Origin of the sequence: Pantoea sp. B65, assembly GCF_047308185.1 — a bacterium.
GTDB lineage: Bacteria > Pseudomonadota > Gammaproteobacteria > Enterobacterales > Enterobacteriaceae > Erwinia.
This window is the reverse complement of the sequence record NZ_JAHXPU010000016.1, coordinates 237,329-257,259: the sequence shown is the minus strand read 5'-3', so window position 1 is coordinate 257,259 and position 19,931 is coordinate 237,329. Positions and strand designations below refer to the sequence as shown.

General features: G+C 55.2%; 18 protein-coding genes. 6 read left to right on the top strand and 12 right to left on the bottom strand.

Features of this window, described 5'->3' with window-relative positions:
* The first annotated feature begins 76 nt into the window (after nucleotides 1–76).
* Both ptsI and crr read left to right on the top strand, forming a co-directional pair.
* Nucleotides 77–1,804: a phosphoenolpyruvate-protein phosphotransferase PtsI gene (ptsI, locus tag JWF83_RS06560; RefSeq protein ID WP_413649394.1), complete on the top strand. Its 1,728-nt coding sequence runs from the start codon at nucleotides 77–79 to the stop codon at nucleotides 1,802–1,804.
* Nucleotides 1,805–1,847: 43 nt separating this feature from the next.
* On the top strand, nucleotides 1,848–2,351 hold the full coding sequence (gene crr / locus JWF83_RS06555; protein WP_413649393.1) for a PTS glucose transporter subunit IIA: 504 nt from the start codon (nucleotides 1,848–1,850) through the stop codon (nucleotides 2,349–2,351).
* A gap of 50 nt (nucleotides 2,352–2,401) precedes the next feature.
* Here the strand turns inward: crr and JWF83_RS06550 are convergent, their stop codons facing one another.
* Together JWF83_RS06550 and JWF83_RS06545 are read right to left on the bottom strand one after the other, a co-directional pair.
* Nucleotides 2,402–3,742, bottom strand: a complete 1,341-nt coding sequence (locus tag JWF83_RS06550) for an ATP-binding protein (protein WP_413649392.1) — start codon at nucleotides 3,740–3,742, stop codon at nucleotides 2,402–2,404.
* The gene (locus JWF83_RS06545) at nucleotides 3,739–4,419 is read right to left on the bottom strand and encodes a response regulator transcription factor (RefSeq protein ID WP_413649391.1); all 681 of its coding nucleotides are present in this window, start codon (nucleotides 4,417–4,419) and stop codon (nucleotides 3,739–3,741) included. The genes JWF83_RS06550 and JWF83_RS06545 overlap by 4 nt, the downstream gene beginning before the upstream one ends.
* A 185-nt stretch (nucleotides 4,420–4,604) precedes the next feature.
* Here JWF83_RS06545 and JWF83_RS06540 point away from each other — a divergent pair, with 185 nt between their 5' ends.
* On the top strand, nucleotides 4,605–5,807 hold the full coding sequence (locus tag JWF83_RS06540) for an efflux RND transporter periplasmic adaptor subunit (RefSeq protein ID WP_413649390.1): 1,203 nt from the start codon (nucleotides 4,605–4,607) through the stop codon (nucleotides 5,805–5,807).
* Between the two features lie 3 nt (nucleotides 5,808–5,810).
* Nucleotides 5,811–7,751, top strand: a complete 1,941-nt coding sequence (locus JWF83_RS06535) for a MacB family efflux pump subunit (protein ID WP_413649389.1) — start codon at nucleotides 5,811–5,813, stop codon at nucleotides 7,749–7,751.
* 14 nt (nucleotides 7,752–7,765) lie between these two features.
* Here JWF83_RS06535 and cysM read toward each other — a convergent pair whose 3' ends face one another.
* The 9 genes from cysM to JWF83_RS06490 form a co-directional block, all read right to left on the bottom strand.
* Nucleotides 7,766–8,647, bottom strand: a complete 882-nt coding sequence (cysM, locus tag JWF83_RS06530; RefSeq protein ID WP_413649388.1) for a cysteine synthase CysM — start codon at nucleotides 8,645–8,647, stop codon at nucleotides 7,766–7,768.
* A gap of 89 nt (nucleotides 8,648–8,736) precedes the next feature.
* Nucleotides 8,737–9,825, bottom strand: a complete 1,089-nt coding sequence (gene cysA / locus JWF83_RS06525; RefSeq protein ID WP_413649387.1) for a sulfate/thiosulfate ABC transporter ATP-binding protein CysA — start codon at nucleotides 9,823–9,825, stop codon at nucleotides 8,737–8,739.
* On the bottom strand, nucleotides 9,815–10,690 hold the full coding sequence (cysW, locus tag JWF83_RS06520) for a sulfate/thiosulfate ABC transporter permease CysW (RefSeq protein WP_413649386.1): 876 nt from the start codon (nucleotides 10,688–10,690) through the stop codon (nucleotides 9,815–9,817). The genes cysA and cysW overlap by 11 nt, the downstream gene beginning before the upstream one ends.
* Nucleotides 10,690–11,523, bottom strand: a complete 834-nt coding sequence (gene cysT / locus JWF83_RS06515; protein WP_413649385.1) for a sulfate/thiosulfate ABC transporter permease CysT — start codon at nucleotides 11,521–11,523, stop codon at nucleotides 10,690–10,692. Before cysT ends, cysW begins: the two co-directional genes overlap by 1 nt.
* The gene (locus JWF83_RS06510; protein ID WP_413649384.1) at nucleotides 11,523–12,539 is read right to left on the bottom strand and encodes a sulfate ABC transporter substrate-binding protein; all 1,017 of its coding nucleotides are present in this window, start codon (nucleotides 12,537–12,539) and stop codon (nucleotides 11,523–11,525) included. Before JWF83_RS06510 ends, cysT begins: the two co-directional genes overlap by 1 nt.
* 190 nt (nucleotides 12,540–12,729) lie before the next feature.
* Entirely contained in the window at nucleotides 12,730–13,626 is an 897-nt protein-coding gene (locus tag JWF83_RS06505; protein ID WP_413649383.1) for a Dyp-type peroxidase, read from the bottom strand.
* Nucleotides 13,627–13,731: 105 nt separating this feature from the next.
* Nucleotides 13,732–14,340 carry an RpoE-regulated lipoprotein gene (locus tag JWF83_RS06500; protein ID WP_413649382.1) on the bottom strand — a complete coding sequence of 203 codons (609 nt, stop codon included), beginning with the start codon at nucleotides 14,338–14,340 and terminating at the stop codon, nucleotides 13,732–13,734.
* Between the two features lie 66 nt (nucleotides 14,341–14,406).
* Complete coding sequence (locus JWF83_RS06495; protein ID WP_413649381.1) at nucleotides 14,407–14,856, bottom strand: DUF2919 domain-containing protein; 450 nt, start codon at nucleotides 14,854–14,856, stop codon at nucleotides 14,407–14,409.
* Between the two features lie 62 nt (nucleotides 14,857–14,918).
* Nucleotides 14,919–15,344 (bottom strand): GNAT family acetyltransferase, encoded by a 426-nt coding sequence (locus JWF83_RS06490; RefSeq protein WP_413649380.1) that lies wholly within the window; start codon nucleotides 15,342–15,344, stop codon nucleotides 14,919–14,921.
* Nucleotides 15,345–15,553: 209 nt separating this feature from the next.
* On the opposite strand from JWF83_RS06490, the gene amiA reads away from it, so the two are divergent.
* A complete protein-coding gene (gene amiA, locus JWF83_RS06485; protein ID WP_413649379.1) occupies nucleotides 15,554–16,414 on the top strand; it encodes an N-acetylmuramoyl-L-alanine amidase AmiA in 861 nt (286 codons plus the stop codon).
* Between the two features lie 36 nt (nucleotides 16,415–16,450).
* Nucleotides 16,451–17,359, top strand: coding sequence for an oxygen-dependent coproporphyrinogen oxidase (gene hemF, locus JWF83_RS06480; protein ID WP_413649378.1), 909 nt, complete (start codon nucleotides 16,451–16,453; stop codon nucleotides 17,357–17,359).
* Between the two features lie 212 nt (nucleotides 17,360–17,571).
* Here hemF and maeB read toward each other — a convergent pair whose 3' ends face one another.
* The gene (gene maeB / locus JWF83_RS06475) at nucleotides 17,572–19,851 is read right to left on the bottom strand and encodes an NADP-dependent oxaloacetate-decarboxylating malate dehydrogenase (protein WP_413649377.1); all 2,280 of its coding nucleotides are present in this window, start codon (nucleotides 19,849–19,851) and stop codon (nucleotides 17,572–17,574) included.
* Nucleotides 19,852–19,931 lie beyond the last annotated feature (80 nt).

Below are 19,931 nucleotides of genomic sequence, written 5' to 3'. Positions count from 1 at the left end.
CCGTAAAGTACACTTTTGCAACTCTGGCACCGCGTTTTTGTCGCCTAATAAGCCATCGTTATAAAAAGGTAAGGTTATGATTTCAGGCATTTTAGCATCACCGGGTATCGCTTTCGGCAAAGCACTTCTGCTGAAGGAAGATGAAATCGTCATTAACCGGAAAAAGATTTCTGCTGAACACGTGGATCAGGAAGTTCAACGCTTCCTGGATGGCCGCAGTAAGGCCGCTGAACAGCTCGAAGCGATCAAAATCAAAGCCGGCGAAACATTCGGTGAAGAAAAAGAAGCCATCTTCGAAGGCCACATTATGTTGCTGGAAGATGAAGAGCTGGAGCAGGAAATCATAGCCCTGATTAAAGACGAGCATGCCTCTGCTGACGCTGCGGCTCACTCGGTGATTGAAGGTCAGGCTAAGGCTCTGGAAGAGCTGGACGATGAATACCTGAAAGAGCGTGCGGCTGACGTGCGCGATATCGGTAAACGTCTGCTGCAGAACATTCTCGGCCTGCATATCGTCGATCTGAGCGCCATTAAAGACGAAGTGCTGCTGGTAGCAAAAGATTTAACCCCTTCAGAAACCGCACAGCTGAACCTGAACAAGGTGCTGGGCTTTATTACCGATCTGGGTGGCCGTACTTCACATACCTCGATTATGGCGCGTTCCCTGGAACTGCCTGCGATTGTCGGTACCGGTGACGTCACCAGTCGCGTTAAAAATGATGATTATCTGATTCTCGATGGCGTTAACAACAAAATTTATGTTAACCCGACTGCTGAAGTTATCGAGGAACTAAAAGCGGTACATAATCAATATGTTACCGAGAAAAACGATCTGGCGAAACTGAAAGATCTGCCGGCCATCACCCTTGATGGACATCAGGTTGAAGTGTGCGCCAACATCGGTACCGTGCGTGATATCGCCGGTGCAGAGCGCAACGGCGCTGAAGGTGTCGGCCTGTATCGTACCGAATTCCTGTTTATGGATCGCGACTCGCTGCCAACCGAAGAAGAACAGTTCCAGGCCTATAAAGCCGTGGCGGAAGGCATGGGTTCACAGGCAGTTATCGTGCGTACCATGGATATCGGCGGCGACAAAGATCTGCCGTACATGAACCTGCCAAAAGAAGACAACCCGTTCCTCGGCTGGCGCGCCATTCGTATCGCTATGGACCGCAAAGAGATCCTGCACGCGCAGCTGCGCGCCATCCTGCGCGCTTCCTCTTTCGGCAAACTGCGTATCATGTTCCCGATGATTATTTCGGTTGAAGAAGTACGTGCGCTGAAAATTGAACTGGAATTGCTGAAAGCCCAGCTGCGTGAAGAAGGCAAGTCTTTCGATGAGAGCATCGAAGTCGGTATTATGGTGGAAACACCGGCATCGGCGGTCATTGCGCGTCACCTGGCGAAAGAAGTTGATTTCTTTAGTATTGGGACAAACGACCTGACGCAGTATACTCTGGCGGTTGATCGTGGCAACGACCTGATTTCCCATCTCTACAACCCAATGACGCCGTCCGTACTTGGCCTGATCAAGCAAGTTATTGATGCTTCTCATGCTGAAGGCAAATGGACCGGTATGTGTGGTGAGCTGGCAGGTGATGAACGTGCTACACTACTGTTATTGGGAATGGGGCTGGATGAATTCAGTATGAGTGCCATTTCTATCCCAAGCATCAAGAAAATCATTCGTAATACGAATTTTGAAGATGCGAAGGCATTAGCAGAGCAGGCTCTGGCTCAACCGACAGCGGAAGAGTTAATGAACCTGGTCAACAAGTTCATTGAAGAAAAAACACTCTGCTGATTCCGCGAGACGCTGGCCCAATATTACTGCTTAGGAGAAGATCATGGGTTTGTTTTCTAAACTTTTTGGCGATAAATCAGAAACAACATCTGGTGCCATTGAGATCGTTGCACCACTGTCTGGCGAAATCGTAAATATCGAGGATGTGCCGGATGTTGTGTTTGCAGAAAAAATTGTTGGTGACGGTATCGCCATCAAACCTGCTGGCAACAAAATGGTTGCGCCGGTAGATGGTACCATTGGTAAAATTTTCGAAACTAACCATGCTTTTTCTATCGAATCTGACAGCGGCATTGAGCTGTTTGTCCACTTCGGTATTGATACAGTTGAACTGAAAGGCGAAGGCTTTAAACGCATCGCTGAAGAAGGCCAGAAAGTGAAGAAAGGTGACGTGGTCATCGAGTTTGATCTGGCGCTGTTGGAAGAAAAAGCAAAATCAACGCTGACTCCGGTAGTGATCTCCAATATGGACGAGATCAAAGAGCTGATTAAGCTTACCGGTACCGTAGTGGTGGGTGAAACCCCGATCATCCGTATCAAAAAGTAATAACCGATATCATCAAAAAACGGCACCTGAGGTGCCGTTTTTTTTTGCCATTAGGCCACCCAGTGCGGCAGACGAATGGTCAGTTCCAGACCGCCCTGCTTGCCATTAACCGCATGGACTTCCCCCTGATGGGCGAGGATCACCTTACGCACAATCGACAGGCCTAAGCCGTACCCCTTACCCATTAACGGAGAATTAACGCGCACAAAAGGGTCAAAAATACTGGAAAGTTTATCCGCATCAACACCCGGTCCCTGGTCACTGACATTAATCTCCAGCCAGTTATTATCCTGGCGCAGACTCACTTTCACCTGCTGTCCCTGCAATGAAAAACGCAGCGCGTTGCGTACCACATTCTCCACTCCGCGCCGGATCAGCTCAGCATTGCCTTTTACGGTAAAGTCCGCATGGTTGCTGGTCTCCAGCAGGATCTCCACGCCCGGCACCTGCGCCTCATAGCGCGCATCGTTGACCACCACTTCCAGCAGGCCACGCAGATCGAAATATTGCTCGTCGGGCATCGCATCATTCTCTGCCCGCGACAACGTCAGCAGTTCGCCGATCATCTTATCCAGACGTCGCGCTTCCTCATCAATGCGGTCCAGCGAACTTTCAACCGAGGCCGGCATCTGGCGCGCCAGTCCGGTAGCCAGCTGCAAGCGCGCCAGCGGCGAGCGTAGCTCATGGGAGACATCGTGCAGTAACTCTTCGCGCGCGCGCACCAGCACCGACAGACGTTCGACCATCGCATCAAAATCACTGGCCACAATTGACAGCTCATCATGGCGACGACGCATAACCGGATAGAGACGCACCGAGAGGTCGCCTTTCGATACCCGGGCAAAACCTTCGCGCAACTGGCGCATCGGACGCGTCAGATTCCACGCCAGCAGCAGACTAAACAGTAAACCGGCGACACCGGCGAAGACAAACATGGGTTCCGGGATATTCAGGATGCTGCGTGGGGGATGGCCGCCAAGGGCGCTGTCCTCGCGTAAGCCCCTTACGTCATAACGCAGCATATACTGCTTGCCATCGGCGCCGGTCACCCATTCAATCACTTCTTTCGGGAACTCGCCCGGCGGCAGTATCTTATCGAGCTCGCGGCGTGACTGCTCCTGCGGCGGTATCGCCATCGGCACCACCGAGAAGAAGCGCCGGTCTGCCGGCGACCAGCCAGCCATCATATCATTCAGCGCCTGCAAGCCGCCGCGCTGTAATACCGAGACGGCGGAGGTCATCTGCAGGTTAACAATACGTCGAACGGTGATATTTTCCGGCGGTTCATGATGTTTGCCATTCAGCGAAAAACCCAGCCATAACAGCTGGCTGATCACCAGAAATACCAGCCAGAAGCCAAACAGGATTTTCCAGAATAAACGACTCTTCATCGAATGCGATAACCGATGCTGCGCACCGTTTCAATATTGATGGTATCAGCGGTCAGCTGCGACAGCTTCTGACGAATATTACTGATGTGCACATCAACACTGCGGTCATAGGCTTCGCGCGGACGCCCTAAGCCCTTTTCAGACAGCTCATCTTTCGATACCACCCGATCCGGCGAGCGCAGCAGCAGGTCGAGCAGATTAAATTCTGACGCGGTCAGATCAAAAGGCTTATTTTTCCATTCGCTGATGCGCGTCGCCGGATTAAGCGCCAGATCGCCCCAGGTGATAAGATCTTTTTTCTCCGGCGCCGGGACCTGCTCTTCAAACCGACGCAGTACCGCACGCAGACGCGCCACCAGCTCACGCGGATAGCAGGGTTTCGGCATATAGTCATCCGCCCCCATCTCCAGGCCGATCACCCGGTCGATATTGTCGCCTTTCGCCGTCAGCATAATCACCGGCAGCCGGCTGTTCTGGCGTACCTGACGCAGCACATCAATGCCGCTCATATCCGGCAGCATGATATCGAGAATCATCGCGGTATAGTCTCCCGAAAGCGCCCCCTCCACACCCGCTTTGCCGGTTAGCACCAGCGATGCATCAAAGCCCTCGCCAATCAGGTACTGACTCAGCATGGTGCCTAATTCAACATCGTCGTCGACTAATAAAATTTTCATTATGCTTCTCTCGGTCATAGTTGACGCTATTTTCACCTGTGCCAGGCGGTTTAGCAGCTGATTTTACTCAATCCTTACAGTCAAACAGCATATCCTTGAACGCTGGTTTAGCTGTATTGCCGTAAAGTTTTACGCTATATCTGTCACTACATCTGTCACTACACGGATTAAGGAATTGTTTTGTTATGGAATTACGCCGGGCTTCAGGTCGACGCTGGATCATTATCTCTCTGCTAATTGTGGCAGTTACCGGGTTGTTTGGCTGGTTTACCCTGCATAAAGTTCAGCAGAAACCCAATTATATTACGGCGCTGGCCGAACAGCGCGATCTACAACAGACCGTGCTGGCCGATGGCAAGATCACCGCCAGCAGGCAGGTCAGCGTCGGCGCCCAGGCCTCGGGTCAGATTAAATCGCTGCAGGTGGCGCTCGGTGAACAGATCAAACAGGGCCAGCTGATTGCGGAAATCGACAGCATGACGCAGCAAAACGAACTGAGAAATGCTCAGGCGGCGCTGAAAAATGTCGAAGCGCAGCGCGCCGCAAAGCAGGCGATGGTAGCCAACTATAATGCGGCTTTTTTACGCCAAAAAGCGATGCTGGCGAAAAATCTGACGGCCAAAGCGGATTACGATAGCGCGCTGGCAAATCTCAACGGTACTGAGGCCGAGATCCGGGCGCTGGACGCGCAGATTATCCAGTCGCAGATCCAGGTCAATACTGCCCAGGTGAATCTCGGCTATAGCAAAATCACCTCGCCAATGGATGGCACCGTGGTGTCGATTCCGGTCGAAGAGGGCCAGACGGTAAATGCGGTACAGAGCGCGCCCACCATTGTTAAAGTTGCCAACCTCGATACCATGACGGTGAAAGCCCAGATTTCCGAAGCCGATGTGGTGAACGTCAGGCCGGGGATGAAAGTGTGGTTTACCATCCTCGGCCAGCCGGATAAGCGCTACTACGCCACCCTGCGCGCCATTGAACCCGCCCCTGATTCCATCAATACCGACAGCAGCGTCAGCACCGCCAGTAGCAGCACCGGCAGCTCATCCGCCACCAGTGAGGCGATTTACTACTATGGTCTGTTTGATGTCGCCAATCCGCAGCAGACGCTGCGGATTTCGATGAGCGCAGAGGTGCATATCGTACTGGGCGATCGGCCTGGCGCAATTGTTATCCCTGCCACCGCGCTGGATAAGGTCAATGGTAAAACCAGCGTACGGGTGGTGGACGATCGGCAGAATGTCACCCGGCGTGAAGTTCAGGTTGGGATTAACAACAATATTGAAGCGCAAATTACTGCCGGACTGCGAGCCGGAGAACGGGTGATCATCAGCGAGGGAACCTCCACAGACAGTATGCGCCCCGATGCGCCGATGGGGAGATAGCGGATGGCGCTTCTGCAGCTTAATCATATTAACCGTGAGTTTATCAGCGGTGAGCAGCGCGTGCGGGTGCTGAAAGATATTAATCTGTCGATTGACGCCGGGGAGTTTGTGGCGATCGTTGGCGCCTCCGGATCCGGCAAATCCACCCTGATGAATCTGCTTGGCTGTCTGGATAAAGCCAGCAGCGGCGATTATCTGATCGCCGGTCACGCCACCGCGCAACTGAACAGCGACGCGCTGGCCGAACTGCGGCGCGAACACTTCGGTTTTATCTTTCAGCGCTATCACCTGCTCGGCGATCTTAGCGCCCTCGGCAACGTGGAGATCCCGGCGATCTATGCCGGAAAAAGTCATGCCGAACGTCGCCAGCGTGCCAGCGAACTGCTGACCCGCCTCGGGCTGGGTGAACGCCTGCACTATCGCCCGGGCCAGCTTTCCGGCGGCCAGCAGCAGCGTGTCAGTATCGCCCGCGCGCTGATCAACGGCGGTGAAGTGATCCTTGCCGATGAACCGACCGGCGCCCTCGACAGCCATAGCGGCGAAGAGGTACTGACTATTTTGCGCGATCTGCATCAGCAGGGGCATACCGTGGTGATCGTCACCCACGATATCCGCATCGCCCAAACCGCCGATCGGATTATCGAAATCCATGATGGTGCAATCATGGCCGATAACCGCAGCAAAAAACCGCTGCCTGCGGCGCGCATCCCTGCCCACGCAGCGCAGCTGACTCATCCCTGGCGCGCGCTATCTGACCGGCTAAGCGAAGCCTTTAAGATGGCGCTGGTATCGATGATGTCGCAGCGGCTACGAACCTTTCTTACCATGCTCGGTATTATTATCGGCATCGCCTCGGTGGTGGCGGTGGTGGCGCTGGGAAAAGGCTCTCAGCAAATGATCCTGAAAGAAATCAGCGCCATGGGGACCAGTACGCTGGATATTTTCCCCGGTACTGACTTTGGCGATATGCGCTCGGCGCGCATCCAGACGCTGCGTGCCAGCGATGCCGATGCCCTTGCGCAGCAGCCCTATGTGCACAGTGTTACGCCGTCAATTACTCACAGCACGACGCTGAAATATCGCAACCAGGCACTGACGGTGGCGGCCAATGGCGTCGGCGAGCAATTTTTTGCCGTCCGCGGCTATACCCTGACCCGCGGCATGGCATTTACCCGCAGCAGCGTCGATACGCTCGCTCAGGAAGCGGTGATTGATGAAAATACGCTGAAAAAACTGTTTCCCGCTGATGAAAATCCGCTGGGAGCAGTGGTCATTCTCGATAATATGCCGGTACGGATTGTGGGGGTCGCCACGCGCCAGAGTAGTTTTGGCAGCGACAGTAATCTTAATATCTGGCTGCCTTACACCACCGTGATGAAACGCATGATGGGTAAAACCTGGCTTAGCGGTATTACGGTGCGCATCAGGGATAATATCGATCTTAACGCGGCCGAGCAGGGTGTCAGCAAATTGCTGCTGCAGCGCCATGGCAACAAAGATTTCTTTATTTTAAATACCGACAGTATCCGTAAAACCATTGAAAGCACCACCAATACCATGACCCTGCTGGTTGCCGCTATCGCCCTGATTTCCCTGCTGGTCGGTGGTATCGGCGTGATGAATATTATGCTGGTGTCGGTCACTGAACGAACCCGCGAAATTGGCGTGCGCATGGCGGTGGGCGCGCGCGCCAGCGATATTATGCAGCAATTTCTGATTGAGGCGGTGCTGGTCTGTCTGACCGGCGGGGTAATTGGCGTACTGCTGGCGCTGGCGCCGGGCATTATTCTGGCACAGACCAGCAGCAATTTTGCGATGATCTATTCACCGTTTTCGATTATTGCCGCTTTTGTCTGTTCCAGCCTGATCGGCGTGTTGTTTGGCTTCTTTCCGGCACGGCGCGCCGCACGGATGGATCCGATCCATGCGCTGGAACGTGAATAAATGCGGGTTCGGCGTTAGTTATAGACCCCGGTGGAGAGATAGCGGTCGCCGCGATCGCAGATAATCGCCACCACCACGCTGCCGGGCTGCTCTGCGGCAATACGCAGGGCGGCCGCCACCGCGCCGCCGGAACTGACGCCGCAAAAGATCCCTTCCCGCTGCGCCAGCTGACGCATAGTATGCTCCGCTTCGCTCTGGCTCATATCAATCACCCGGTCAACCAGCTCCGGGCGAAAGATACCCGGCAGATAAGCCTGCGGCCAGCGGCGGATACCCGGAATGGCACTGCCCTCTTCCGGCTGCAGGCCGACAATTTCAACTCTGGCGCCCTGCTCTTTCAGATAGCGACCGACGCCGGTAATGGTGCCGGTGGTGCCCATACTGGAAACAAAATGGGTCAGGCGTCCGTTGCTCTGCCGCCAGATCTCCGGCCCGGTGGTACGGTAATGCGCCAGCGGGTTATCCGGATTATTAAATTGATCCAGCACTCTGCCTTCGCCGCGTGCCGCCATCTCCTGCGCCAGATCGCGCGCGCCTTCCATCCCCTGCTGCCTGCTGACCAGAATCAGTTCCGCACCATAGGCTTTCATCGCCGCCTGACGCTCAATACTCATATTGTCCGGCATCAGCAGCTTCAGCCGATAGCCTTTCATTGCCGCGATCATCGCCAGAGCAATGCCGGTATTGCCGCTGGTTGCCTCAATCAGCACCTCTCCCGGATGAATTTCACCACGCTGCTCCGCCTGCTGAATCATCCACAACGCCGCGCGATCTTTTACTGAACCGGCCGGGTTATTCCCTTCCAGTTTCAGCCAGATTTCACTGCCGTTAGCCGCTGTCAGGCGCTGTAATTTAATCAGAGGTGTATTACCGATGGTCTGTTCGAGTGTCGTCACTGTAGTTCCCAATCAACAGGGGAGCCACAAATGGCTCCCCTGGAGTGTTTCAGATATTCCGTGGCACGGAGTTGCACCACCAGAAAATATCAGGCGCTTTCGGCAAAGGCAACCGCCCGCAGCGGCACATCGCCGTTATACAGACGCGCCTGCTGCAAACCAACAAACAGACGTTCACCGCGGATCGGCGCCACGCTATCGCCATCCATCACCAGCGTAATCGGGTCAGAATGCCAGCCCGCAGGCTGGGCCACTAACTGCCAGTAATGACCGCGCGGGCTGACTTCCAGTACCTGCACCGGCAGCGGCGTTTCCAGGCTGCTCTGACGACTGACGTCAACTTCCCATGGGCGCAGGAACAACTCCACTTTCCCCTGATGCGCCGGAGCGTAACCCAGCGGCCAGCGATGCGCGCCGACATGGAATTGCGAACCGTGAATCTCTCCGTCAAACCGGTTCACTTCACCAAGGAATTCCAGCACAAAACGCGTTGCCGGATCACGCCAGACTTCATCCGGCGTACCGACCTGTTCAATATTCCCCTGACTCATCACTACCACACGGTCGGCGACTTCCATCGCTTCTTCCTGATCGTGGGTCACAAACACGCTGGTGAATTTCAGCTCTTCGTGCAGCTGACGCAGCCAGCGGCGCAGCTCTTTACGCACCTGCGCATCCAGCGCGCCAAAGGGTTCATCCAGCAGCAGGATTTGCGGCTCTACCGCCAGCGCGCGGGCCAGCGCCACACGCTGTTTCTGACCGCCTGACAGCTGCGCCGGATAGCGATTCGCTAAATGGCTCAGTTGCACCATCTCCAGCAACTGGGTGACCTTCTGTTTAATGACCGCCGTCGAAGGACGCTCACGACGCGGCAGCACCGTCAGACCAAAGGCGATATTGTCGAATACCGTCATATGGCGAAACAGGGCGTAATGCTGGAAGACAAAGCCGACCTGACGGTCACGCGCATGCAGGCGGCTGACATCTTTGCCATGAAAGCTCAGCTGACCGCTGCTCTGATGCTCCAGACCGGCGATAATACGCAGTAAGGTGGTTTTACCGGAACCGGAAGGACCGAGCAGCGCCACCATTTGGCCAGAAGGGATATCCAGCGAGATGTCATTCAGCACTTTCGTGCGGCCAAAAGATTTATTGATGTAGTTAATCTCAATGCTCATGATTTCCCTCCTGTTGCAAACGCTTGTCCTGGCTCTCTAATCGCCATTGCAGTGCGCTTTTCAGAAACAGTGTCACTATCGCCATCACGGTCAGCAGTGCGGCGGCAGTAAAGGCGCCCACACTGTTGTAATCCTGATGCAGTAATTCGATTTGTAATGGCAGCGTATAGGTTTCGCCGCGAATCGATCCCGATACCACCGAGACCGCACCAAACTCGCCAATCGCGCGGGCGTTGGTCAGCACAATGCCGTATAACAAGGCCCAGCGAATATTCGGTAGCGTTACGCGCCGAAACATCTGCCAGCCGGAGGCGCCCAACAGCACCGCCGCTTCATCTTCATGGCTGCCCTGGCTCAGCATTACCGGTACCAGTTCACGCACCACAAACGGACAGGTAACAAATATCGTCACCATCGCCATGCCAGGCCAGGAGAACATCAGCTGGATATTATGCGCATCCAGCCAGCCGCCTACCGGCCCGTTGGTGCCGTAAAACAGCAGATAAATCAGCCCGGCGACCACCGGCGATACCGCGAACGGCACATCAAACAGCGTCAGCAACAGCTGGCGGCCGGGAAAGGTAAAGCGCGTCACCAGCCATGCCAGCAGCGTCCCGAACACCAGGTTAACCGGGACGGTGATCAATGCCACCAGCACCGTCAGCCAGATGGAGTGCAACATATCGGCATCCTGCAGATTGCTGAACACCGCGCCAATGCCCTGGGCAAACGCTTCAACAAAAATAACCACCAGCGGCACCACCAGCAATCCCAGAGAGATCAGCACGCCGAGACTAATCAGCAGCCATTTGCTCCAGTTAATGCGCGGGCGCACGGCGCCTTTAAATTCGGAGATATCAGCCATTAATGACCTCCCAGACGGCGGCCAAAGCGGCTCTGCAGAGTATTAATGGCAAACAGCAGCAGCAACGAAGCGGCGAGGATCACCGAGGCGATGGCGCTGGCGGCCGGATAATCAAACTCCTGCAGGCGCACAAAAATCATCAGCGAGGTCACTTCGGTTTTCCAGGCGATATTGCCGGCGATAAAAATCACCGCGCCAAATTCACCGAGGCTGCGGGTAAACGACAGCGCGGTTCCGGCCAGCAGCGCGGGCGCCACCTCCGGCAATACCACACGGCGAAAGCTCTGCCACGGACTGGCGCCGAGGGTTCGCGCCGCTTCTTCATATTCCGGCCCTAACTCTTCCAGCACCGGCTGTACGGTACGCACCACAAACGGGATGCTGGTAAACGCCATCGCAACGGCAATACCCAGCCAGGTGTAAGAGACTTTAATGCCGAACTGCGCTAACCACTCGCCATACCAGCCGTTCACCGAGAACAACCCGGCAAGCGTTAAACCGGCGACCGCCGTCGGCAGGGCAAACGGTAAATCCATCAGGCCATCCAGCAGGCCGCGGCCCGGAAAGCGGTAGCGGGTTAAGATCCACGCCATCAGCATACCGAACAGCGCATTAAAAATTGACGCCACGCCGGCGGACAATAGCGTCACTTTATATGCCGCCACTACCTGCTGATTGGTAATCACTTCCCAGTACTGCGCCAGCGTCATCTGCGACAGCTGCATTAACAGCGCGCTTAACGGTAGTAACAACACCAGACAGGTGAAGAACAGGCTACTGCCAAGGCTGATGCCAAATCCGGGCAATACCCGTTTACTGCTTGCTGCAAACATTACCCACGCCCCGCCGCTAACAACTTATCTAACTCACCACCGCTGGCGAAATGGGTTTTCATCACCTGCTCCCAGCTGCCAAACGCATCTTCCACACGAAACAGGGCAGTTGGCGGGAAACGATCTTTCTGCTGCGCCATCAGTTCAGGATTATTCACGCGATAGTAGTACTGCGTGATGATCTGCTGCGCCTGCGGCGTCCAGAGGTAGTTCAGGTACTCCCGCGCCGCGAGCGTAGTGTGGTTGTGTTCGACATTTTTATCGATCCACGCCACCGGGAACTCCGCCAGAATATTGGTTTTCGGCACGATCACCTGGTAATCGTCTTTACCGTACTGGTTGCGAATATTATTCACTTCCGACTCGAAGCTGATCAGCACATCACCCAGACCGCGCTCGACAAAAGTGGTGGTAGCGCCGCGCCCGCCGGTATCAAATACTTCGACGTTCTTCACCAACCGGGCCATCTGCTGAGCGGTTTTAGCCTGATTTTTACCATCCGCCTGATCAAAAGCCCCCCAGGCCGCTAACCAGGTATAGCGCCCGTTGCCGGAGGTTTTTGGGTTCGGGAAAATCAGCTTCACGTCGCTGCGAACCAGATCGCTCCAGTCATGAATATTTTTCGGGTTACCTTTGCGCACCAGGAAACCCATGGTGGAGTAAAACGGCGAGCTGTTATTCGGCAGACGCTGCCGCCAGTCAGCCGGGATCAGCTGGCCGCGATCGTGCAGAATCTGCACATCGGTCACCTGGTTATAGGTCACCACATCGGCTTTCAGGCCCTGCAAAATCGCCAGCGCCTGTTTTGATGAACCGGCATGCGACTGTTTGATGGTCAGCGTATCGCCAGGATGCTGTTGCGCCCACTGCTTTTCAAAGGGCGCATTCAGCGCAACAAATAGCTCCCGTGAGACGTCATAAGAGCTGTTAAGCAGCTCTGTCGCCTGCGCAGCGCTCGCCAGCAGCAGAGATAACGCTGCGCCGCTTACGAATTTGTTTATCCTGGAAGAAGTCATTTAGCACCCTGAAGTCAGCATCTGGCGAATGCCACCAGTGACCATCAGTGTATTTATAACGCAGGTAAAAGCTGTAACGGTTTTATATACCGTTTGGTGATTTGGAAGTCGAAAAAGCTATAAGCGCCCGGGTAAGGTTATGCAACAGCAGGAAATAACCCCCCGGGCGCGCAGGGTTGCTCCGGGCGGATTATAGCGCCATCAGCTGGTTAAGTGATGGTGCATAGAAGTAGCTGCCGCTAACCGGTTTGGTAAAGCGCAGCATCGCATCATACTTGCCGTCGGTCTCGCCAAACATGCTCAGCAATTGCTGCTCAATATTATATAGCGTGGCGCAGTAGGCGATAAAGAACAGGCCGTTAGTGCCGCTGGCGCTGCCATAGGGCAGGCTCTGACGCAAGATTTTCAGCCCCTGACCATGTTGTTTTAAATCAACGCGGCTGATATGCGAGGTTGCCGGGCGCGTCGCGCTATCCAGCTCTTCATTGGCCACTTTGCTGCGGCCAATCACCTGCTCCTGCTTGCTGACGTCCAGACGCTGCCACTGGGTAAGATTATGCTGCCAGCGCTGGGTAAAGACGTAGCTGCCGCCGCAATCGTCGCCGTCGGCAATAATCGCCACCTGCTGACGCTTCTCGCCCTGGGGATTTTCGGTGCCATCAACAAAACCGGTAAGATCGCGATCTTCTGTCCAGCGAAAACCGTGAGTTTCCTCTTCGATCGTTATCGCCGCGCCAAACGATGCCAGTGCCGCCTGCGCCACGCTGAAGTTGACATCATGGCGCAGTGACTGGATATGAATCAGCAGGTCGCGCTGCGTGGCGGGCGCCATCCCTTTGCCCAGCGGCAGAAACGCTTTCAGTTCTGCCGCTCCCTGCCCGGCCTGCAGATCGCGCCACAGGCTATGGCCAAAGGCCAGCACCGCGCCCAAACCGGCATCCGGGTATTGCAGCTGTAACTGCGCCAGCTGCTGCAGAAACTGTTTACTGCCACTGCGAATCGCGTCTAAATCGCCCTGAACGCTGGCTTCGAGATAAATCGCAAAACGGCGATGTTCCAGTAAAATGCCGCTCTGAAACTGAGACATGCGGAGGTTCTCCTGAGTATGATATTAAACGCGAAGCAATTTAAGCGCTTATCATACGCGATGTTTCAGACAGCATCTTGCGCCACGGCAAATTAACCGCGGTAATTAGCTACGCCAGATGATTTTACTCAGCGTCCAGCTTTTCAGCGTGTCGTCAGACGGCATTAAGTCTTCCGGGCCATGCCATTCGCCGCTGTAAAGGTAGCTGATATGCTGGCTGCCCGGCGCTTTACACTCTACCGCGCTGCTGTCGGAACCGGCGGCTTTCTCACAGGCGCCAAAAGCTTTACTGTAACGATCGCTGAATTTATTGCCGATTTTGCTGCCATCGCTGCTGGTGACGGCTTCATCCATCACCTCAACGCTGCTGACCGTGCTTTTGCCGTTAATCACCAGCTTCACCTTGCCGTCATCCAGCGCCTGCCAGAACGAGACCACATCACCATTGCTGGTACGCATTCCCTGGCGCAGGGTGTAATGCCCCTTCAGACCGTTGTCGATGGCGCTGGCGTTCAGGGCAGTGCTGCCATTCAGCCCGCCGACGCCCTGCTCAGTGACCTGTAACGAGGAGCCAAACCAGTTAAACGGCGAGAGGCTTGACCAGGATACTTTGGCAAACGGATTCCACCAGCTGCTTTCAGATTGCGAGCCGGAGCTGGCACAACCGGTGGCTAATAGCGCGGCGACAATTAGCGCCGGATAAACAGATTTCATTGCAACTCCTGTAGTCAACACGTAACCCGTGTGAGTCAGCTTTGAGTGCGGGCCACGGAAAAAGTTTTATTCCGCGCCATTTAACTTTCGATCAAAACAGTGACGCAGGCGTTGGCTAAACAGCACATAGCCCAGCGCCAGCAGATCAAATAGCACAAACAGCAGCACCAGCGGCGAGAATGCCTCATCCCCGCACCATAACGTCAGCCCCTGCAACAGCAGCATCGCCAGCAAATCGAGGCACAACACCCAGCGCCAGCTCTGCCACAGCCGCGGCAGACGCTGGCGATAGCCGGTCAGCAGCAGGCCAATGGCCGCCGGAACCCCCGACGCCATACCGATCCAGAATGACCGGGTGTCGGGATAAAACAGTTCCAGTAATTGCGAGCCCTGCTGCCGTGACGCGCCGGCCATGACAAATAACAGCCAGGTCCGCGCCTGTAACAGCAGAATAATCCAGAATGTGACCGGCAACCGTAGCTGGCCTTTATGGTCGTAATCGTCGGGAGAGGTCATAGATAATCAGGAGTACCACGGAGAAGGGTCAACCCGGGCGAGTGAACCCGCCCGGCTACGGCTTAATATTCGCGATCTTCAATCAGACGCTTGCCGAGGCAAACCGAGTCCTGCATTTCATAATCCAGCTTTTCATAAAAGCCGATCACCGCATCATTCTCTTCGCGCACCATCAGATTAATTTTCGGGCAGCCGCGCGCAATCAGCTTTTTTTCCAGCCGGTTAATCAGCGCATTGGCAAAGCCGCGACCACGGTAATCAGGGTGCACGCCAAGATAATAGGCCGACCCACGATGACCGTCGTAGCCGCCCATCAGGGTACCGACGATTTCCCCCCCCACCACCGCCACCAGAAACAGGTCGGGGTCATGATTCAGTTTGCGTTCAATATCCATCTCGGGATCGTTCCACGGACGTAACAGGTCGCAACGCTCCCAGAGAGTGATGACTTCTTCAAAATCGTCCTGGCGGAATACGCGGATTTCCATGGAGTATTCTCAAATGTTTAGCACAATTTGCTGATTATCACGCATTCTTACGCCGGTGCAAGGGGCGAATCCCTTTCGGCGGGAAAAAAAACCTTTTCCCGTTATTAGCCCGCTGAAATAAAAAGTAAAACACTGAAATAGTTCCGGGGTCGCCGCCCGTTAATTGATACGATATAACAATCCCCTCTCTTATGCCGGGCAGGACTACTATGAAAAAATTTTCACCACTGACACCTCTGGCATCGCGCCGCCAGCTGTTACTCTCCGGGCTGGCGCTGGCGCTGTTCTCCGCTAAGGGCGCACGGGCGCAGGAGCAGTTGAAAACCAGCGCCGGCCATACGCCGCCGGCCCCGGCCGCCAGCAATGGCAAAAAAATTGTGATGATCGACCCCGGCCACGGCGGTATTGATTCCGGGGCTATCGGCCATCAGGGTTCGGAAGAGAAGCATGTGGTGCTGGAGATCGCTAACCACATTCGCCAGTTGCTGAGCGGGCATCAGCAGATTGAAGTGCACCTGACGCGTGAAAGCGACCATTTTATTCCGTTATTTCAGCGCGTGGAGATCGCACACCAGCACGGCGCCAGTCTGTTTATGTCGATTCATGCTGATGGCTATACCAGCCCGGACGCCAGCGGCGCATCGGTGTTCGCGCTGTCTAATCGCGGCGCCAGCAGCACCATGGCCCGCTACCTGTCGGACCGCGAAAACGCCGCTGACGATGTTGGCGGCGTGAAAGTAGCTGAGCAGGATCACTATCTGCAGCAGATCCTGTTTGATCTGGTGCAAACCGATACCATTAAAAACAGTCTGACGCTGGGCAGACATGTGCTGAATCAGATCCGTCCGGTGCATCATCTGCACAGCCAGCACACCGAGCAGGCCGCCTTTGCGGTGCTGAAATCACCGTCGATCCCATCAGTACTGGTCGAGACCTCATTTATCACTAACCCTGACGAAGAGCAGTTGTTAGGCACAACCGCCTTCCGGCAAAAAATTGCCGCCGCCATTGTTAGCGGTATCGTCAGTTATTTCGATGATTTTGATCGTCACAATCGGCGCCCCGGTTAGGTATAATCGGCAAAAATGATTAACTACGGCATGTTTATGAACTCTCCCGATATTGCTAGCGTAAAACAGTTTCTGCTCTCGCTGCAGGACCAGATTTGTCAGCAACTGACACTCGCCGATGGCGTGGCGCAGTTTGCCGAAGATAACTGGCAGCGCCCCGGCGGCGGCGGCGGACGCAGCCGCGTACTGCGCAACGGCGGGGTATTTGAGCAGGCAGGCGTAAATTTCTCCCATGTGCACGGCGACACCATGCCGGCTTCCGCTACCGCGCATCGCCCGGAACTGGCGGGCCGCAGCTTTGAAGCGATGGGCGTCTCACTGGTTATCCACCCGGAAAACCCCTATGTGCCGACCAGCCATGCCAATGTGCGTTTCTTTATTGCCGAAAAACCGGGGGAAGCGCCGGTATGGTGGTTTGGCGGCGGCTTCGACTTAACGCCATTTTATGGTTTTCAGGAAGATGCGGTGCACTGGCATCAGACGGCGTTTAATCTCTGCCAGCCGTTTGGCGACCAGGTCTACGCGCGCTACAAAAAATGGTGTGATGACTATTTCTGGCTAAAACATCGCGATGAGCAACGCGGAATCGGCGGCCTGTTTTTTGACGATCTGAATAGCCCGGATTTTGATTACGGCTTCAATTTTATTCAGGCGGTAGGACGTGGCTTCCTCGACGCTTATCTGCCGATCGTTGAACGGCGCAAAGCGCTGCCGTGGGGCGAGCGTGAACGGCAGTTCCAGCTGTACCGTCGTGGTCGCTATGTGGAGTTTAATCTGGTGTGGGATCGCGGCACCCTGTTCGGTCTGCAAACCGGCGGCCGCACCGAATCGATCCTGATGTCGATGCCTCCGCTGGCGCGCTGGGAATATGATTATCAGCCGGCAGAGGGATCGGCCGAGGCTGCGCTGTATCGTGATTTTCTGCCGGTACGCGACTGGCTGTAAGACGGGCGGCATAAATGCCGACATTGCGGCTGGTGCAAACCATTTAGACGGGCGGCATAAATGCCGACATTGCGGCTGGTGCAAATCATTTAGACGGGCGGCATAAATGCCGACATTGCGGCTGGTGCAAACCATTTAGACGGGCGGCATAAATGCCGCCCCTACAATGGTGATGGTGATGGTGATGGGTATGGGCGGCAAATATATCGCGCTTACAGCGGCTGGGTTTGCGCCTCTACCACCGCCAGCGCCACCATATTGACGATACGCCGCACCGAGGCGACCGGCGTCAGTACATGCACCGGTTTGGCGATCCCCATCAGTACCGGCCCGACGGTGACCCCTTCCGAACAGGAGACGCGCAGCAGGTTATAACTGATCCGCGCCGCTTCCACATTCGGCATAATCAGAATATTGGCTGCGCCTTTTAGCGGGCTGTCCGGCATTAAATCGTGCCGGATACTCTCCACCAGCGCGGCATCACCATGCATCTCGCCGTCAATCTCCAGATCCGGCGCCATGGCGTTCACCAGCGCCAGCGTCTCACGCATCTTGCGCGCCGCCGGTGCATTAGAAGTACCAAAACTGGAGTGCGACAACAGCGCCACCTTCGGCTCAATACCAAAACGACGCACGGTTTCGGCAGCCATCAGCGTTAGCTCCGCCAGCTCTTTCGGGGTCGGATCTTCGTTAACATAGGTATCGGCAATAAAGGTGTTGCCGCTGGGCAGTAACAGCGCATTCATCGCCCCGGCCATCTTCACATCGGAACGAAAACCAAACAGTTTTTCCACGATATCATAATGGGATTTATAATCGCCGATGGTGCCGCAAATCAGCGCATCCGCCTCGCCACGATGAACCATAATTGCGCCAATCAGCGTAGGATTGCCGATAACCGTCCGCTGCGCCTCTTCGGCGGAGACCCCGCGCCGTTTCATAATCTGGTAATACTCCGTCCAGTAGGCTTTAAAACGCGGATCGGACTCGTTATTGACCACTTCAAAATCTTTTCCGGCCTCAATTTTCAGCCCGAGTTTTTGCAGACGCATCTCAATCACACTCGGACGGCCAATCAGAATCGGCTTCGCCAGCCCTAAGCTAATCAGCTCCTGGGTGGCGTGCAGCACCCGCGCCTCTTCACCTTCCGCCAGCACCACGCGTTTCGGATCCTGGCGTGCCTGGGAGAAGATCGGCTTCATAAACAGATTGGTTTTATAGACAAATTCCGTCAGTTTTTCGCGATAGGCGTCAAAATCTTCGATAGGTCGGGTCGCCACCCCGGACTCCATTGCCGCTCTGGCGACTGCCGGCGCAATCTTAACAATCAGCCGCGGATCGAAAGGTTTCGGGATCAGGTAATCGGCGCCAAAGGTCAGCTCCTGATCGCCATAGGCGGAAGCCACCACATCGCTTTGCTCCGCCAGCGCCAGCTCAGCGATGGCATGCACCGCCGCCAGCTTCATCTCTTCGTTAATCGCGGTGGCGCCGACATCCAGCGCGCCACGGAAGATAAACGGAAAACAGAGCACATTATTGACCTGGTTCGGATAGTCCGAACGACCGGTGCAGATAATGGCGTCAGGGCGCACTTCCTTCGCCAGCGGCGGCAGAATTTCCGGCTCAGGATTGGCCAGCGCCAGAATCAGCGGGTTGGGCGCCATGCGCTTCACCATATCCTGGCTCATCACTCCCGGTCCGGAACAGCCGAGGAAAATATCCGCGCCGGTAATCACGTCATCCAGGCTACGTCTGCCGTCATCCGCTATCGCATACGCCGCTTTGGTTTCCGCCATTTTCTCATCGCGCCCCTGCCAGATCACCCCTTTCGAGTCGCACACCACGATATTGTGTTTCTGCAAACCCAGCGCCACCAGCAGGTTCATACAGGCAATCGCCGAAGCGCCGGCGCCGGAAACCACCAGCCGTACGTCGGTGATATTTTTCTTCACTACCCGTAAACCATTCAGCACCGCGGCGGTACAGATTATCGCCGTGCCGTGCTGATCGTCATGGAACACCGGGATTTTCATCCGTTCACGCAGCGCTTTCTCAATATAGAAGCACTCCGGCGCTTTGATATCTTCGAGGTTAATGCCGCCAAAAGTGGGTTCCAGCGCGGCGATCACGTTAATCAGTTTGTCTGGATCCAGCTCATCGATTTCGATATCAAATACATCGATACCGGCGAACTTTTTAAACAGCACCCCTTTACCTTCCATGACTGGCTTACCTGCCAGCGCGCCAATATTGCCCAGTCCCAGCACCGCGGTGCCGTTAGAGATAACCGCCACCAGGTTGCCGCGTGCGGTATATTTATGCGCGGCTAACGGATCTTTGGCGATCTCAAGACAAGGCGCGGCCACGCCTGGTGAATAGGCCAGCGCCAGATCGCGCTGTGTTGCCAGTGGTTTCGTGGGGGAGACCTGAATCTTACCCGGGGTAGGGAACTGGTGAAAATCGAGCGCACTCTGCTTCAGTTGTTCGTCCATCGTCAGAATCCTTGGCTGGTTATTGAAAGGTCCGAGTCGAACAGTATAGAAGTGGCAAAAGTGGAAAAAACATGAAGCGC